General features: G+C 30.4%; 13 protein-coding genes and 2 pseudogenes. All 15 read left to right on the forward strand.

Annotated features, from left to right (window positions below; translation table 11 throughout):
- Nucleotides 1-172: 172 nt before the first annotated feature.
- The 15 genes and pseudogenes from ACNQGG_RS08240 (at nt 173) to rfbA (ending at nt 16,833) form a co-directional block, all read left to right on the forward strand.
- Nucleotides 173-802 (forward strand): sugar transferase, encoded by a 630-nt coding sequence (locus ACNQGG_RS08240; protein ID WP_417962904.1) that lies wholly within the window; start codon nt 173-175, stop codon nt 800-802.
- Nucleotides 795-1,841 (forward strand): ATP-grasp domain-containing protein, encoded by a 1,047-nt coding sequence (locus ACNQGG_RS08245; protein ID WP_417962906.1) that lies wholly within the window; start codon nt 795-797, stop codon nt 1,839-1,841. The genes ACNQGG_RS08240 and ACNQGG_RS08245 overlap by 8 nt, the downstream gene beginning before the upstream one ends.
- A 5-nt stretch (nt 1,842-1,846) precedes the next feature.
- Entirely contained in the window at nt 1,847-2,737 is an 891-nt protein-coding gene (locus tag ACNQGG_RS08250) for an NAD-dependent epimerase/dehydratase family protein (RefSeq protein WP_417962908.1), read from the forward strand.
- Complete coding sequence (locus ACNQGG_RS08255) at nt 2,728-3,387, forward strand: metallophosphoesterase family protein (RefSeq protein ID WP_417962910.1); 660 nt, start codon at nt 2,728-2,730, stop codon at nt 3,385-3,387. Before ACNQGG_RS08250 ends, ACNQGG_RS08255 begins: the two co-directional genes overlap by 10 nt.
- 12 nt (nt 3,388-3,399) lie before the next feature.
- Entirely contained in the window at nt 3,400-3,948 is a 549-nt protein-coding gene (locus ACNQGG_RS08260) for a sugar transferase (protein ID WP_417962912.1), read from the forward strand.
- Between the two features lie 203 nt (nt 3,949-4,151).
- Nucleotides 4,152-5,044, forward strand: a pseudogene (locus ACNQGG_RS08265) (IS1595 family transposase).
- Between the two features lie 43 nt (nt 5,045-5,087).
- Nucleotides 5,088-6,164 (forward strand): acyltransferase family protein, encoded by a 1,077-nt coding sequence (locus tag ACNQGG_RS08270; RefSeq protein ID WP_417962914.1) that lies wholly within the window; start codon nt 5,088-5,090, stop codon nt 6,162-6,164.
- Nucleotides 6,165-6,204: 40 nt separating this feature from the next.
- Nucleotides 6,205-7,347 (forward strand): DegT/DnrJ/EryC1/StrS family aminotransferase, encoded by a 1,143-nt coding sequence (locus tag ACNQGG_RS08275; RefSeq protein ID WP_417962916.1) that lies wholly within the window; start codon nt 6,205-6,207, stop codon nt 7,345-7,347.
- 226 nt (nt 7,348-7,573) lie between these two features.
- Nucleotides 7,574-8,365, forward strand: a complete 792-nt coding sequence (locus ACNQGG_RS08280; protein ID WP_417962918.1) for a polysaccharide biosynthesis/export family protein — start codon at nt 7,574-7,576, stop codon at nt 8,363-8,365.
- Nucleotides 8,366-8,374: 9 nt separating this feature from the next.
- A complete protein-coding gene (locus ACNQGG_RS08285) occupies nt 8,375-10,744 on the forward strand; it encodes a GumC family protein (protein WP_417962920.1) in 2,370 nt (789 codons plus the stop codon).
- A gap of 958 nt (nt 10,745-11,702) precedes the next feature.
- A pseudogene (locus tag ACNQGG_RS08290) lies at nt 11,703-12,583 on the forward strand (IS982 family transposase).
- Between the two features lie 132 nt (nt 12,584-12,715).
- Nucleotides 12,716-13,264 carry a dTDP-4-dehydrorhamnose 3,5-epimerase gene (gene rfbC, locus ACNQGG_RS08295; RefSeq protein WP_417962922.1) on the forward strand — a complete coding sequence of 183 codons (549 nt, stop codon included), beginning with the start codon at nt 12,716-12,718 and terminating at the stop codon, nt 13,262-13,264.
- 298 nt (nt 13,265-13,562) lie between these two features.
- On the forward strand, nt 13,563-14,426 hold the full coding sequence (rfbD, locus tag ACNQGG_RS08300; RefSeq protein ID WP_417962924.1) for a dTDP-4-dehydrorhamnose reductase: 864 nt from the start codon (nt 13,563-13,565) through the stop codon (nt 14,424-14,426).
- Nucleotides 14,427-14,782: 356 nt separating this feature from the next.
- Nucleotides 14,783-15,829 carry a dTDP-glucose 4,6-dehydratase gene (gene rfbB, locus ACNQGG_RS08305; RefSeq protein ID WP_417963024.1) on the forward strand — a complete coding sequence of 349 codons (1,047 nt, stop codon included), beginning with the start codon at nt 14,783-14,785 and terminating at the stop codon, nt 15,827-15,829.
- 134 nt (nt 15,830-15,963) lie between these two features.
- Complete coding sequence (gene rfbA, locus ACNQGG_RS08310; protein WP_417962926.1) at nt 15,964-16,833, forward strand: glucose-1-phosphate thymidylyltransferase RfbA; 870 nt, start codon at nt 15,964-15,966, stop codon at nt 16,831-16,833.
- The last annotated feature ends 551 nt before the right edge of the window (nt 16,834-17,384 follow it).

Below are 17,384 nucleotides of genomic sequence, written 5' to 3' on the forward strand. Positions count from 1 at the left end.
CTAAGAACTACAAAAGACACTTTTCTGAAATTCAACTTAATAAATGATGTATATAAAATTAATACATTTTTAGTTTGCTTAAAATTGAAAGCATAGGATAGATGTGCTAAGCATGAATATTTTATTTGAATTAAGTATAAAATAAAGACTAATTTTGCAAAAAAAATTAAATATGTATAAAATTGTAATAAAACCATTTTTCGATATCATTTCAGCTTTTTTTGCATTGGTTTTATTATCTCCATTATTATTGATGTTTACTGTTTTATTATGGTTTGCTAACAATGGTAAACCATTTTTTTTTCAATTACGTCCAGGGAAAAATGGTAAAATTTTTAAAATCATAAAATTCAAAACTATGAATGACAAAAAAGATGATAGAGGGGATTTATTGCTAGATGGAGAGCGATTGACAAAGACGGGTTCTTTTGTAAGAAAAACATCTATTGATGAGATCCCTCAATTGCTAAATGTTCTTAAAGGAGAGATGAGCTTGATTGGACCAAGGCCATTATTGCCAGAATATTTACCATTATATGATATAAAGCAAAAAAAGCGGCATAATTTGAAGCCAGGTGTCACAGGCTGGGCTCAAGTTAATGGCAGAAATGCAATTAGTTGGGATGAAAAGTTTGAATATGATGTTTGGTATGTAGATAATATTTCATTTGTATTGGATTTAAAAATACTTTTTATGACTTTATTTAAAGTTATAAAAAGTGAGGGCATTAGTAATGAAGGGCATGTAACAATGCCTACTTTTATAGAATATTGTAAAGAAAAAAATAGAAATAATGGTTAAAAATATTTTAGTTACAGGGGCAGGAGCTCTATTGGGTCAAGGAATTTTAAGATTACTTAATGTTTCTGATTTTTCAAAAAAAATATATACTGCCGATCCGGACCCAAGATCGACAGGTCATTGGCTAGGAGATTGCGCATTAACCATTCCAAAAGCGACTGATGCTAATTATATAGATGAAATTGTGAAAATTGTTATTGAATATAAAATTGATGCTCTTCTAGTAGGAACGGATGTCGAGTTGAATAAATTTGCCGAAGTAAAGAATCAGTTTTTAGATAAATATAATTGTGTAGTTGTAGTCAGTAGTCAGGAAGTAATCAATATTGCTAATGATAAATTTTTAACGGCTAAATTTTTAGAAGAAAATAATTTTCCCTTTCCAAAGTCAGTAATGGCAACTAATATGGATAATCTTATGAAACTGAAAGATGAAGTTGGTTTTCCTTTATTTGCAAAACCGATTGATGGAGCACGTTCTATGGGGCTGGTTAAAATAAATAATCAAGAAGAACTTTTGGCTATTTATGATGAAAAAAGCAACCTTGTGGTGCAACAGTATTTGTCAGATGAAATGGGTGAATTTACATCAGGTTGTGTTGTTGTTAAAGGAAAATGTAAGGCAATTATAACCTTAAAAAGAGATTTAAGAGATGGAAATACCTATAGAGCCTACAGGGATGCAGAATCGGATATTTATAATGGTTTTATAAAAGAAATTGCTGAGAAATTAAATCCAGATGGTCCTGTAAATTTTCAATTTAGAATTTTAGACGGGAAACCAATTATCTTTGAAATAAACGGAAGATTCAGTGGCACAACTCCATTAAGAAGTTTCTTTGGATTTAATGAATTAGAAGCTTTGTTGAAGTTTTACCTCTTTAATCAAGAAATTGAAGAACCTGAATTGAAAAATGGAATGGTATTTAGAACTTGGTCTGATATTTTTGTTGCTGAAAGTGAATTTGATAACTTGAAAAATAATCATAAATTAGAAAATCCTAAAGCTAAATTTTATAATTTTAATCTAACAAAATAAGATAAATGAATGTTTTAGTTTTTGGCGGAAACGGTTTTTTAGGTGTAGAAATTGAAAATGAATTAAAAAATACAAACCATATTTTTTTCTCAGCTTCAAGAAATATTTTAAATAAATATCAAATTGACATAAGCAATTATGAAGAGTTTTCTAATCTTCCAGATGATTTTTTCGATATTGTTATTAATTGCGCTACAGTTTTACCAGGAGGAAATGTATTGGATAATGACTATCTAAATAAAATTTATAATACTAACATACTAGGGGCTCAAAATATTTGTAAGTGGATAACAACTCAGAAATCTGTTAAAAAAATAATTAATTGCTCAACTTTGGTTGTCATTAAAAAACCTTGGATTTATGACGTAACTGAACATGCTCCAACTTATCCAGTTGGGAATCATGTTCTTTATTGTAGTTCCAAGTTGATGCAAGAATTATTAATTGATACTGTTGCTACAAAAAATAATATTGATTTTGTAAATGTTAGATTTTCTGCTATCTATGGCGATGGAATGCCTAAAAGTGGGGTTATTTGGGCATTGTGTCAACAAGCAAAAAATAATAGTGTCATAAAAATACTTAATGGCAATAAGGTTTCATTTGATTTTATTCATGTGAAAGATGCTGCTAAAACTCTAATAGCCTTAATAGAATCAAAAAACTCTAATGGTATTTTAAATGTTGCTTCGGGTATAGAAACATCATTATTTAAATTAGCCACAATTGTGAAAAATAATTTTTCAGAACCCATTGCAATTGAGAATAACGATGAGACTAATTTTATTCCTAATTTGTCTAAAGTAAATGTTGACAAGCTTAATACCGTCATTAATACGAATGGTTTTTTAGATTTAACGGAAGAGATTAATAGAATATTCAAAGTATGGTTATAACAATTTTTGGTGATGTTCACGGCAATTTAGTTGCTCTAGAAAAATTTTTAAAATTAGAAAAAAAAACAACTGATTTGTTTATTTCTCATGGTGATATTGTAAATTATGGGCCATGGACAAATGAATGCATACAGCTTCTAAATGATGAAGCTAATTGTAAAGTATTAAAAGGAAACCATGAACAATTTTATTTAGATGGGAATTATGGTGGGGATAATGTAATTGCAAAAACATTTTTTAAAAAATGTTATGAAAATTTTGATGAAAATTTAGTTGACGTTTTAAAAAAATATGACAAAAAAATAGTTATCGAAGATTTTACAATTCAACATACACTAAACGATTCTTATATTTTTGCGGATACTACATTAGAGCATTTCAATCTTGATTCTAACTATATTATTGGGCATTCTCACCAACAATTTTATAGAAAGATAGGAGATAAAATTTTATGTAACACAGGAAGTATAGGTCAAAACAGGCAGTACTTGAATCAATCTTGTTATCTTAAACTTGATACTGATACAAAAAAAATTACTTTAAAATCATTTGTTCATGACATTGATAAAGTGATAAATCAAATGAAAAGTGATAAGTATCCCAAAATTTGTTTAGATTATTATTTGTCTAAACAACAAGTTGTTTTATAAATTATTTATGTAATGCTAAAAAGAATTTTTGATTTTATATTTTCAATTTTAGGATTGTTTTTTTTAGGGTTAATCATTTTACTATTTATTTGTATCGCAGCTTTTGATACAAACTCTAATGGTTTTTTTCTTCAACAGCGGGTTGGACAATACGGGAAATTATTTACTATCTACAAAATAAAATCAATTCATGAAATCAATAAAAGCTCATCAAATTTTGGATTGTTTTTGCGTAAATACAAAATAGACGAACTACCTCAATTGATTAATATTCTAAAAGGAGAAATGAGCTTTGTGGGACCAAGACCTGATATTGAAGGATATTATGATAAGCTTCAAGGGGAAAATGAAAAAATTCTAGAACTAAAACCAGGTTTAACTTCTGAAGCATCAATAAAATATGTAAATGAAGAAGAGATTTTAAGACTTCATAGCGATTTCTTACAATATAATGATGAAATAATCTTCCCTGACAAAGTAAAAATGAATTTGCAATATTATTATAACAAATCTATTTTATTAGATATTAAGATAATTTTAAAAACGATATTCAGAAAATAAAATTAGGATTTTGTTTGTCAGAGAGTATGATACTATGTAGTAGTTAAATGTTGAAGTGAAAAACACTTCATTAATGAAATATCAATCAATATCTAAACTGTTTTTAGGATAGAATACAAATTTGATTAAACTCAATTTATTAAAATGTTATTGAGGTCGGCATTTAGTTTCATATCTTTAAAGTGTTGAAAAATATAGAAAAAATGAAAATTTTTAAAGGTCAAAATCTCATAGAGTTTACTGAACGTTACAAAATCGACCAAGATTTTAGAGAATATCTCTCAAAAATAAAATGGTCAGAGCAATGTATTTGTAGAAAGTGCGGTTATACGAAGAGTCAAATACACAAAGATTTTGCAAGTACTTGTAATATTTGTAGCGATACTGAATCGGCAATGGCAAATACCCTATTCCATAAAGTAAAATTTGGTTTGAAAAGGCATTTTTCATTTGTTTTGAAATGTCAACCAGCACAAAAAGTCTTTCGGCTTCTCAAACAGCAGTTCGTTTTGGAGTTCACGAAAGAACCGCCAGATTATTTATGCAGAAAGTGCGAGAAGCTATGAGATCTAGCCAAGATCATCCTATGACAGGTGTTGTTAATGTTGATGAATATGTTATGGACGGTTATGAAGAAGGTAAGCCAGGCAGAAGTTATGACAGTACAAAGAAAAAAGCCGTATGTGCTGTGGAGCTGACAGACGATGGGAAAGTTAAACGTTTTTACACCTTTCAAATCCCGGATTACTCGGCTAAATCTTTAAGAAAAATCTTCGATAAACATATAGATAAACATGCAAAAATCACTACTGATAAATGGAAAGGTTACAATCCTATTGCTAAAGATTATGATCTAAGTCAGATATTAAGTGACAAAGGTTCTAATTTTAAAGCATTGCATATTATGATTTATCAATTAAAATCTTGGTTAAGAACAACTTATTCTTGGGTAAGTGAAAATAATATTAACAGGTATTTTAATGAATTTTTTTACCGAATCAATCGTTCTCAAAGCAAAGACACAATATTTAATAATTTAATCAAAAGTATGGTAAAATCAGATAATATTACTCACCAAAAAATAATATGTGCTTAAATGCTGACCTCAAAAATGTTATTTAAAAATTTAATTCGCCTTTATGAATAAATTAAAATATTATAAAAATTTAGATGCACTAAGAGCTTTTGCTGTATTTGCAGTTATTTGTTGCCATTATTTTGTTAAAAATAGAATAGGAAGTGAAACATTATTGGTTAAGATTGCAGCTATAGGGAATTCTGGAGTGTCTTTATTTTTTGTTTTATCCGGTTTTGTAATTACAAGAATTTTAATTCAAACATCTAATCTAGATAATTATTTTAAGTCTTTTTACATGAGACGTACTTTGAGGATTTTTCCTCTTTACTATTTTTCGTTAGTGTTATACTATCTTATTCCGTCTTTACTTGATGGAAATTTGTTCTTTGAAATAAGTTCTAAACAGTTGGCATATGTGTTTTATCTCCAAAATTTTGCAAGAACTTTTAATTGGGGAGCTGTTGGACCAGAGCATTTTTGGTCATTATCAGTTGAAGAACATTTTTATTTATTATGGCCTGCAATAGTTTATTTTTGTTTGAAAATAAATAATAAAACTCTTTTGAACTGGAGTTTTATTATTATTATTCTAGTTCATCTCTTGCGTTTTTTTATGTCCTACAAGGGGTATGAGATTAATGTTTTTACTTTTACAAGGTTAGATCAATTAGTTTTGGGTGGATTACTTGCTGTTTACGAGTTAAAAGCAGGTTTACTGAAAAGAGATAATCTGTATAAATATATTGGTTTAATAGTTATAGGAGCTTTAGGAATATTAATGTTAGAGTTGTTTGGTTCTATTATTATTAAAGAAGTGTTTAAGCACACTTTTTTTGGAATACTTTATTTAGGTGTAATTTTATATGTAATTTCAATTAAGGATGATTCAATTATTAGTCAATTGCTTCAGAATAAATTTATTCAATTTTTAGGAAAAATAAGTTATGGGATTTATGTATGGCATATGTTATCAATTATACTAATAGATTATTATTTTCAAACGGATATCTATATTGGATTTATTTTGGTTGTTTTATTAACAATAGTGATTTCTTGGATTAGTTTTAATTTGATAGAGTTACCATTTCTAAAATTAAAATCTAAATTTGAATATAATAAATCAATAAAAGTAAGTTAATTTTTTTCTTGTATTAAATTTTTTAAATATATCACGCACAATGAATAATTCAAAAATATGGCTTTCCTCTCCACACATGGGTGGAAATGAAGAAAAATTTGTAAAAGAAGCTTTTGATACCAATTGGGTTGCACCGCTTGGTCCAAATGTAAATAATTTAGAACAAGATCTTAGTAGCTATTTAGGAAGTCAATCTCATGTAGGGGCTTTGAGTTCTGGTACGGCTGCAATTCATTTAGGTCTTATTTTATTAGGTGTACAAGCAGGTGATGAAGTGATTTGTCAAAGTATGACTTTTTCAGCTTCTGCTAACCCTATTTTATATCAGGGTGCTATCCCAGTATTTATAGACAGTGAATCAGAAACTTGGAATTTATGCCCTCTTGCATTAGAGAAAGCTATTATTGAAAGAATGGCAAAAGGGAAGAAGCCAAAAGCTATTATTTCTGTGCATTTGTATGGAGTTCCATATCAAATAGAGGTTGTTAGAACGATTGCTGATCGATACGAAATCCCTATTTTAGAAGACAGTGCTGAAGCTTTGGGGAGCAGTTATAAAGGTCGAAAATGTGGCACTTTTGGGGATATTAGTGTTTTGTCATTTAATGGTAATAAAATTATCACAACTTCTGGTGGAGGTGCTATAGTTACAAAAACTAAAGCTTTGAAAGATAAAGCTATTTTTTTTGCCACACAATCTAGAGAAGAGGCGCCGCATTATCAGCATAGTGAAATAGGATATAACTATAGGATGAGCAACATCTGTGCTGGTATTGGTCGTGGTCAAATGGAAGTGTTAGATGAGCATGTTTCGTTGCGAAGAGCCATGCATGATTTTTATGTGGATGTTTTTAAAGATATATCAGGAATTACTGTTTTTACAGTTCCTAATAATAATTATTTTGCTAATTATTGGCTAAGTTCCATTTTAGTAGATCCAAAAGTAACTAACGGTATTACAAGGGAAACGATTCGATTGGCATTAGAGTTGGAAAACATTGAATCCAGGCCTTTATGGAAACCCATGCATTTGCAACCTGTTTTTCAAGACTATCCCTATTATGGCAACGAAATTGCAGAAACCCTTTTTGAAAATGGTTTATGCTTGCCATCCGGTTCTAATTTAACTGATGAAGAGCGTACGAGAATTAGAGGTGTTCTTTCGAAATTAATAGGTAAATAAAATTCATACTTAAATTTGAAAATTATAAATGAATGAAAAACACACAAAGTGCTGCGTTTCAGGCAATCGAATAGGGTTGTTTTTTTTAGCTATTTTTTTAGCTGTTGTCAGGTCTTAATACCTATATTTGCACCGTTAAATTAAAATTATAAAAAAATCATTAAGTTTTTATTTGTAGTAAATTTTTTACAATTAGTATGTTCAATAAAAAAATAAAATATTATTTATGAGATATTTTTCCTCAATAAAAAAAACAGTTTCGTTTTTTTTTATAGTGCTATTCTTTTCATGTGCCTCAAAAAAAGATATTGTTTATTATCAAAATATTGATATTCTACAGAAGCAAGAAAAAGGTACTTCTTATGAAATTAAAATACAGCCTGATGATTTGTTGATGATCATTGTTTCTGCAGAAGATCCTGAAATAGCAGCTCCTTTTAATCTTAACACTGTTAGTGTAGTAAGTGTTGATAAGCAGGATACTCCAGGGCTACAATCAGCTCAATTGTATTTAGTTGACACGATGGGGAATATTAATTTTCCAATCCTTGGAAAATTGAAAATTAGTGGCATGACTCGTTCAGAAGTATTGGAAATGTTGTGCAAAAAGATTTCGACTTATATTAAAAATCCAATGGTTAACCTTCGTGTGATGAATTTTAAAGTTTCTTTACAAGGAGAAGTTAATTCGCCTGGAACCTATACCGTAGTTTCAGAGAGACTTACTTTGATTGAAGCTTTAAGTATGGCTAAAGACTTAACTATTTACGGGAAAAGACATAACATATTGATTATAAGGGAAATTGATGGTGTGAAGTCTTATAATAGAGTTGATATTACCAAAGCAGAATTTATAAATTCTCCCTTTTATTATTTATCCCAAAATGACGTGGTTTATGTGGAACCTAATAAAACCAGAATAAACGGAGCTGCAGTTGGTTCAAATACTGGAGTAATTATTTCAGTTTCCTCTCTAATTATTACATTAATCACACTAATTGTTACCTCTTCAAAATAAATCGGTTCTATGGAAAATAATATGGCAAATGAAACTATCGAGCAAGATTTTCAAATTCGGGATGTAATACAACAGTATTTATCTAATTGGAAATGGTTTGTATTAGGTGTTTTTATCAGTTTATTGATAGCTTTTCTCTATTTGAGATATAGTATACCACAATATCAGGCATCTACTACGATATTGGTTAAAGATGAAAAAAAAGGAGGCATGCTTTCTGAATTATCGGCTTTTTCTGATATGGGAATTGGTGGCGGTATTAAAAATAATCTTGACAATGAAATTGAAATTTTAAAGTCAAGATCACTGATTGAAAGTACCATCAAGAAAATGAATTTAAATATTGCATTGATTGTTAAGGGTAAAATAATTAGTACTGAAATGTTTAAAAGTGTGCCAATTCTGGTTAATTTTACTGGTCAGGAGCCTAGTTTCTATGAAAATAAAATGGCTTTTGAATTCTTAGCAACTACACCTACTTCTTTTAAATTAGTGGATAATTCATCAGGTGGAAATGTATTATTGAATAACAAAGAACAGTTTAAATATGGAGAGTCTATTAAGACTAAGTATGGAACGCTGGTGATTAATAAATTAAATGAAAGCAATAGTGCTTTTTATAAAAATGCTATCCCGATTGATATTTTAATCACTCCTCTTGAAAGTGTAGTGCATAGTTTTAAAAATAGATTGAAAGTTAGTCCACTAAGTAAAACAAGTAGTGTTGTTGAAATTTCGATTGTTGATCCATTATTAGAAAAAGCTGAAGAGTTTTTAGACAATCTAGTCTTGAATTATAACCAAGACGCCGTAGCTGACAAGAATTTTATTTCTGAAAATACGTCATTATTTATTAATAATAGACTTGCATTAATAACGGAAGAACTTGATGGTGTAGAACAAAATGTTCAAAATTTTAAAAGTACGAACAGGTTAACTGATATTGAAACCGAAGCGAAACTTTTTATAGAAGGTTCTGGAGAGTATAATAAAAAAGTTGTAGAGACGGATATTCAATTGAATGTTATTGCCTCGATGTTAGATTTTATGAAGAAAAGCAAAAAATCAGATTTATTACCAACAAATATTATAGCCGGTACTGGTGATGCTTCTGAGTTAGTTAATTCATACAATCAATTAGTATTAGATCGAAACAGGATTCTTAAATCTGCAACTGATGCAAATCCTTCGGTTATTAAAATGGATGAACAGTTATCTTCTTTAAAATCAAATGTAGCAACCAGTTTGATGAGGATGCAATCTAGTTTGAATATACAGAAACGAGACTTAAACAGTCAGGAAGGACTTTTGAATAATAAAATTGGGAAAATACCAGTTCAAGAACGTAAGTTTAGAATGATTGCTCGTCAGCAAAAAGTGAAAGAAGAGTTGTATTTATATTTATTGCAGAAAAGAGAAGAAACGGCTATTTCTTTATCAGCCACTGAGCCTAATGCAAGAGTAATAGATGCTGCCAAAGGGTCAAAAATTCCAGTAGCTCCTAAAAGAAGTATTATTTATTTTGTTGCGCTACTGTTAGGAATACTTGTTCCATTTGCAATTATATATTTTATTGATTTATTGGATACAAAAATAAAAAGTCGTTTAGACTTAGATGGAAAAACGCAAATTCCTTTTATAGGTGATGTTCCTACTTCGGATAGTCCTTCGGAAATTATAAGATCAGAGAGTAGAACAAGTTCAGCGGAGGCTTTGCGAATTATTAGGACAAATCTAGAATTTATGCTAGGTAAGGTTCCTGATGGTCAGGCTAAAACAATATTTTTGACTTCTACTTTTCCAAAAGAAGGGAAAACATTTGTTTCAGTAAATCTTGCAGCCACTTTTGCGTTATCAGGTAAAAAAGTGTTGTTGATAGGTATGGACATTAGAAATCCCAGATTAGATGAATATCTGACTTTGCCAGATAGAGGATTTACTAATTATTTGTCTTCAAAAGATCTTGTTTTGGAGGATTTGATTGTCAAGTATGATGGATATGAAGATTTTCATGTCATGCCAGCAGGTGTAATACCGCCTAATCCTGCAGAGTTATTGATGAGCAAAAAAGTAGAAGTGTTTTTTAAAGATTTAAAATCACAATACGATTATATTATAGTGGATACTGCACCGGTAAGTTTAGTAACAGATACCTTATTGATTGCGAAATACGCCGATTGCTTTATTTATGTGGCACGTGCTAATTTTTTAGAAAAACGCATGCTGAATGTTCCAAATGCATTATACAAAGAAAAAAAATTGCCTAATATGTGTATCCTTCTTAATGATACAGATTCTACTAAAGGATATGGATATGGATATGGATATGGAATTAAAGTTGAAAAAGAACCTTGGTATAAAACACTATTTAAAAAATAATAATACTAGTTTTTGATTTATTAAAAAGAAAAAAGTTTGCAAAATAAAATATTTTGTAAACTTTTTTTCTTTTTAATGATTGTTGTTGCTTATAGAATTCAGTTTTTACGGATTAAAACTAATTGTGTTTGCTTTTGCAAAAAAAAAATGTTAGAGTTTGTTGTCTGATACTAGAATGTAAATAAGAGAAAGGACTTTTTGATTTATATTTCATATTGAAACTATCTGTTTTCTTTTAATTTTACTTTAGCTTTGTAAAGAAAAAATTAAAAAGAGTAGGCTTGAAAATTTGCTTACAGTTGCGAAGCCGTGTGGATTTTTGATTAATTAAGGTGTTGTAATCAGATTTAATCAAAATATTTTCATGTGTTTTGAGTGTCTAGAGGCCTGTAGAAGTGGGTAATGCCAGATTTAAAAATACTTTTTATCCAAATCAGATTATTTTTCCTGATTATATCTTTTAAATCATTTTAACTGTAGTAAATTTAAAATGTATTTTTTTGGATTTTATTATTACAATAAAGGGTTCGGTTCTTCGATGAAAAGGGACCTGTAATCAACATAAAGACATTACTAAATATAAAATTAATTAAATCTAATTAGGGAGTTGTTTTTTAAATTTACTTGAATATAAATGAGAAATTGTGAAAATTAATTTTTATGACTGTCCGCAAAACGGACTAAATTTACTGGACACAAACGCTTTGAAAAAGGTAACCACGAATTACACTAATTTTCACTAATTTTTTAAAAATTAAAAAGGAATTCGTTGTAATTCATGGCTGAAATAATTAATTGGTATTAGTCACGGATAGTCATATTAATTTATCTTCTATTGGAATTAAAAAAAAGAATATTTGCTTCTGGATTTAAAATATTTACCCGTAGTGCATTATAAAAAAGTTGCTCATTACACTAAAAAAATAGTATATTATACTGACTTCCAATCAAATATATTATGAACAACTTTGAAGCAAATTACAAATTAATTTTAAATGAATTACAAAAATTAGAGTTTAGTGATAATTATTATTTCAAACCTATAAAACCAAAACTATCTGATTTTGAATTGGTTACAATTAATATTACAGCAGAATATTTATCAATAGATTTTGAATATCAATTATTTAGAAATTTGAAAGGGACTTATTTGTCTGATAAAATTGAAAGAAGTGTTTATAATAAACGAAAGAGAAAGTTGTTCAATTGGATGGAAGAAATTAGAAAAGAATTAGCCTTGAAATTAAATAAATTTGAAGATTATTATGTAGTTGATTCGATGCCATTAGAGGTATGCAAATTATCTAGATCAACACGTTCAAAAATATGTAAAGAGATTGAAAATGCAATACCCAATAGAGGATATTGTGCTTCTCAAAAAAGTCATTTTTAGGGTTATAAACTTCACGCAGTTTGCTCAGTTGCAGATGTTTTTCGAAATTTTGAATAAGTCCCGCATCGGTTCATGATATTCATTACTTGAAAGATATTAAAACACAAATGACTGATTGTATATTGCTTGGAGATAGGGGTTACTTGTCTGCTGAAATACAATTAAATCTTTTTGAAACAGTAAATATAAAATTAGAAACTCCAATGAGAGCCAACCAAAAAAAGTATAAAAAGCAAGCTTATATTTTTATAAAATCCAGAAAAAGAATAGAAACTTTATTCTCTCAATTGTGCGATCAATATATGATTAGAAGGAATTATGCTAAATCTTTTCATGGTTTTAAAACAAGATTATTAAGCAAATTATTCGCTTTAACAATGGTTCAATATCTAAACATGTTCGTGTTTGATAGAAACATAAATAATTTGAAAATCAATTTAATTTAATAAAGCACAACGGGTAATATTTGTAGTGAAATAACAATACACTTAATTATAAAAGATTAATAGTTTTTTTGTAAATTAAACCAAAATTATGTCTTTAAAAATATTCGAATCGTTAAAAAATAAAAATTACATATGAGCGTTGAGACTACATTTATAAAAGACTTATTAATCATTATTCCGACAGTTTTTGAGGACTCTAGAGGGTATTTTTTTGAAGCTTACAATCAAGCTCAGTTTTTAGAAAATGGTATTGACTATCAATTTATACAAGACAATCAGTCTTTTTCTAAGCGTGGGGTGGTCCGGGGATTGCATTTGCAAATCAATCCTTTTGCACAAGCTAAATTAGTACGGGTATTGCAAGGAGAAATTCTGGATGTAGCGGTAGATTTTCGTAGAAATTCGCCTACTTATGGTAAGTATTACAGTGTGGTTTTGAGTGCGAAAAATAAAAAACAATTGATGGTTCCTCACGGCTTTGCTCATGGTTTTTCAGTTTTGAGTGAAACAGCCTCAGTTATGTATAAGGTAGATCAATTGTATCATAAAGAAAGTGAAAGAGGAATCCGTTATGATGACCCCACTTTAGCAATTGACTGGCAATTAGATGCTAATGAAATTATTGTTTCAGAAAAGGATTTAATTTTACCTAGTTTTAACGAAATAGATTGGGAGTTTTAATAGTTAACCACAAAGTTTACAAAGAAGTCACTAGGACCACAAACACTTTAGAATATGGGCTTTAACTCTTTGGGAGTTTTAAAAGTGTTTAAGATTTAAAGTAGTTGTGAAATAATTTTTCGTTTTACCCTATCCCTAAAGTGAGGTGAAAATTCAAAACGTAAATTTGTTTTGACACTAAGAAAAGTAGTAGTGAAGTGTGTTTCTACAAGCTCAGGATGAATGGTTTTGGGTTCAAAAAATAGTGTGCAAGGGTAATTGTAAAACGTGTCTGTGTCTTGGAAATTTAAAAGATTAAATGAAAAAAATAGTAGTTACCGGATCCACTGGGCAATTAGGTTCTGAATTGGCTGTATTGTCAAAAAATTATACTCAGTTTGAATGGCTTTTTACCGATAGAAATGAGCTGGATTTGTGTGATTTAGAAGCTTTAGAAACTAAATTAACTACAATTAATCCGCAATTCATCATTAATTGTGCTGCCTATACTGCTGTGGATAGAGCAGAGTCTCAGCCTGAATTAGCGGCTGTTTTAAATCACCAAGCAGTTGCTGTGATTGCAAAATGGAGTCAGGCCAATGGCTGTAAACTAATACATGTTTCTACCGATTATGTTTTTGATGGAACGGCGGCAATTTCTTTGACGGAAACGGCACAAACCAATCCTATCAATGTGTATGGGGTAACTAAGTTAGCAGGAGAAAAGGCTTCTCTGGAACAAAATCCGAATGCAATTGTTATCAGGACTTCTTGGGTGTATTCCAGTTTTGGAAATAATTTTGTAAAAACGATGTCCCGATTGATGCAAGAAAGGGATAGTTTACATGTTGTAAATGATCAGATAGGAAGTCCTACTTATGCAGCCGATTTGGCTCAAGCGATCATGACGATAATTACACATGGTAATTGGCAGGCTGGTATTTATAATTTTTCCAATGAAGGAGAGATTAGTTGGTATGAATTTGCATTGGCAATACAAGAGATTGGAGGTTTTGATTGTGAAATCAGCGGAATTTCTTCCTCGGAATATCCAACACCGGCAAAACGCCCTCAATACTCTTTATTGGATACCACTAAGATTAGGTCTGTTTATGGGGTGGAGGTGTCTGATTATGAAGCCAGTTTGAGGAAATGTATGGGATTGTTAGAGTTTCAGAAGTAAGCATAGGAAAAACTATGGCGGTAGGTAGATTCATGTGTCTTGATTATCCGAACTGATTTTCTATTGTAAATCCCTAGTTAAAATAAAATTATTTTCTTTTGCTTGATTTAAAAAGAAATAAAAAAATGAAGTCATCGCTCCCTCGTCGGTCAAATTAGTTTTCGAATGCTAAAAGAAAAGAACTCGTTGCGCTCAAACAGCTTTTCTTTTACGGATTCTTCAAACATTTGACGCTCGACTGCGGCAGCTAAGGACATATAGATCATGGAAATGATACCATTTAATTGATTTATAATAACTTTTGTTAAAATAATAATTATCCCTTGAGCTGAGGAGTAATAAATATAGAAATAATGATGAAAAAAATATTAATTACTGGTGGTGCTGGTTTTATAGGTTCCCATGTAGTACGACTTTTCGTTAATAAATATCCTCAGTATCAAATTTTTAATTTGGATGCACTTACCTATGCAGGGAATCTGGAAAATATTGTTGATATAGAAAAAGAGTCCAATTATACCTTCATAAAGGGAGATATCGTTGATGCGTCATTTATCGATCAATTATTTGCTGAGCATCAATTTGATGGGATTTTACATTTAGCTGCCGAATCTCATGTTGATCGTTCTATAACTGATCCCTTATCTTTTGTGAAAACAAATGTTATAGGAACGATGAATTTGTTAAATGCGGCTAAAACTATTTGGCATGGTAATTATGAAGGAAAACGTTTTTACCATATCAGTACCGATGAGGTTTACGGTAGTTTGGGTTCAGAAGGTTTGTTTACAGAGACTACCGCCTATGCCCCTAATTCTCCTTACTCTGCTTCTAAAGCGAGCTCAGATCATTTTGTAAGAGCGTATGGGGAAACGTATGGCTTGCCTTATGTATTGACGAATTGTTCCAATAATTATGGGCCCTATCATTTTCCAGAGAAATTAATTCCTCTGTTTATTAATAATATTATTCAAAATAAACCTTTACCCGTATATGGTGATGGGAAATATACTCGTGATTGGCTTTTTGTTGAAGACCATGCCGTAGCGATTGATTTAGTATTTCATGCAGGTGTCAATCACGATACCTATAATATTGGCGGGTTTAATGAATGGCAAAACATTGATTTAGTGCAGTTGCTTTGCAAAATAATGGATGAAAAATTAGGAAGATCTATCGGTAGTTCGGAACAATTAATTGCTTATGTAAAAGACCGTCCCGGGCATGATTTGCGTTATGCCATTGATGCCTCTAAGATACACAAAGAGTTGGGATGGAAGCCATCAGTTACTTTTGAAGAGGGATTAGAAAAAACCGTAAATTGGTATTTGGAAAATCAAACCTGGTTGAATAATATCACTTCTGGTGAGTATGCTACTTATTACGAAAAACAGTATCATTAGTAATCAGTGTTCAGTGTTCAGTAATCAGTTTATAGTAAACAGAGTGCAGTAATCAGTGTTCAGGTTTCAGTATTTCGTTTTTTTGTGAAAAATTAGTCAAAAGTTTAAAGTCGAAAGACTAAAAGTCAAAAAATATGAAGGGAATTATATTAGCAGGAGGCTCAGGAACCCGTTTGCACCCATTAACTTTAGCGATGAGCAAACAAATGATGCCAGTTTATGACAAGCCCATGATCTATTATCCGTTGTCTACTTTAATGATGGCTGGGATTCATGAAATATTAATTATTTCGACACCTCATGATTTGCCTAATTTTAAGAAATTATTAGGAGATGGCGCAGCATTAGGTTGTCAATTCAGTTATGCAGAGCAGGCAATCCCAAATGGATTAGCTCAAGCTTTTGTTATTGGGGAAGAATTTATAGGTAATGATAGTGTAGCTTTAGTATTAGGAGATAATATTTTCTTTGGTTCTAATATGGATGAGTTGTTGCAAACAAATACCAATCCGGACGGCGGGGTGGTATTTGCGTATCACGTTTCTGACCCAGAACGCTATGGTGTAGTTGAGTTTGATGCTAATTTCAAAGCCCTTTCGATCGAAGAAAAACCTTTGAAGCCTAAATCAAATTATGCAGTACCCGGTTTGTATTTTTATGATAATTCAGTAGTCGAAATTGCCAAAAATATCAAGCCAAGTGCTCGTGGTGAATATGAAATTACCGATGTGAACAAAGTGTACTTGGAAAAAGGAGCTTTGAAAGTGGGTATTTTAAGCAGAGGAACGGCTTGGTTGGATACCGGGACTTTTAACAGTTTAATGCAGGCAGGGCAATTTGTACAGGTTATAGAAGAGCGTCAAGGACTAAAAGTAGGTTGTATCGAAGAAATCGCCTGGAGACAAGGTTTTATTTCAGATCAACAACTTACAGAATTGGCGGAACCTTTGAAAAAATCAGGTTATGGGGAGTATCTTTTGGGATTGTTGAAGCATAAACTCTAGAGGACGGATTGCATATTATTATTATTATTATTATTAAATGGTTCTCGATACATATTTTGTTGCGTTTTACTCCACAAAAAAAAACACTCGAACTGACTAGAAACACTACCATTCCCGATTTTTTACTATGTGGGGCTTTCCTCTTTCAATAAGAACTCAGGGCAGGCTTAAGTCGAAACCCTTTATTGCATCTCGACTGGCTCGATGAGACAAAAAATATTGAACAATTTTATTATTGATTGATGATATAATTATTAAAAAACAATTCTCATCCCGATAGCTATCGGTATATTTTTTCGCGCTTTATGCCACAATATCCTTAAGTGTCGTGACAAACTGTCGAAAAACACTCTAACTGACTAAAATTTGTTGTAAAAAAACAATTGTACCCAACGGATTAGCCTATTTTATTTCTCTAATTAAATATGAATTTTGGTTGATACTAAGGGATGTACTACATATCTTGTTGTATCTATTCGAAGATTAGAGTAAATTGAATCAATATGATTTTTTTTTTCATCCATTAAATGTTATTTTTGATGCATGCCAAG

It is taken from the genome of Flavobacterium esculini (assembly GCF_048284325.1).
GTDB lineage: Bacteria > Bacteroidota > Bacteroidia > Flavobacteriales > Flavobacteriaceae > Flavobacterium.

What these genes read in the sequence shown, in the direction of transcription:
- ACNQGG_RS08275 (WP_417962916.1), top strand. Translation starts at nt 6,205, where the DNA reads ATGAATAATTCAAAAATATGGCTTTCCTCTCCACACATGGGTGGAAAT.
- ACNQGG_RS08280 (WP_417962918.1), top strand. Translation starts at nt 7,574, where the DNA reads ATGAGATATTTTTCCTCAATAAAAAAAACAGTTTCGTTTTTTTTTATA.
- rfbA (WP_417962926.1), top strand. Translation starts at nt 15,964, where the DNA reads ATGAAGGGAATTATATTAGCAGGAGGCTCAGGAACCCGTTTGCACCCA.
- rfbB (WP_417963024.1), top strand. Translation starts at nt 14,783, where the DNA reads ATGAAAAAAATATTAATTACTGGTGGTGCTGGTTTTATAGGTTCCCAT.
- ACNQGG_RS08250 (WP_417962908.1), top strand. Translation starts at nt 1,847, where the DNA reads ATGAATGTTTTAGTTTTTGGCGGAAACGGTTTTTTAGGTGTAGAAATT.
- ACNQGG_RS08245 (WP_417962906.1), top strand. Translation starts at nt 795, where the DNA reads ATGGTTAAAAATATTTTAGTTACAGGGGCAGGAGCTCTATTGGGTCAA.
- ACNQGG_RS08285 (WP_417962920.1), top strand. Translation starts at nt 8,375, where the DNA reads ATGGAAAATAATATGGCAAATGAAACTATCGAGCAAGATTTTCAAATT.
- ACNQGG_RS08270 (WP_417962914.1), top strand. Translation starts at nt 5,088, where the DNA reads ATGAATAAATTAAAATATTATAAAAATTTAGATGCACTAAGAGCTTTT.
- rfbD (WP_417962924.1), top strand. Translation starts at nt 13,563, where the DNA reads ATGAAAAAAATAGTAGTTACCGGATCCACTGGGCAATTAGGTTCTGAA.
- ACNQGG_RS08255 (WP_417962910.1), top strand. Translation starts at nt 2,728, where the DNA reads ATGGTTATAACAATTTTTGGTGATGTTCACGGCAATTTAGTTGCTCTA.
- ACNQGG_RS08260 (WP_417962912.1), top strand. Translation starts at nt 3,400, where the DNA reads ATGCTAAAAAGAATTTTTGATTTTATATTTTCAATTTTAGGATTGTTT.
- ACNQGG_RS08240 (WP_417962904.1), top strand. Translation starts at nt 173, where the DNA reads ATGTATAAAATTGTAATAAAACCATTTTTCGATATCATTTCAGCTTTT.
- rfbC (WP_417962922.1), top strand. Translation starts at nt 12,716, where the DNA reads ATGAGCGTTGAGACTACATTTATAAAAGACTTATTAATCATTATTCCG.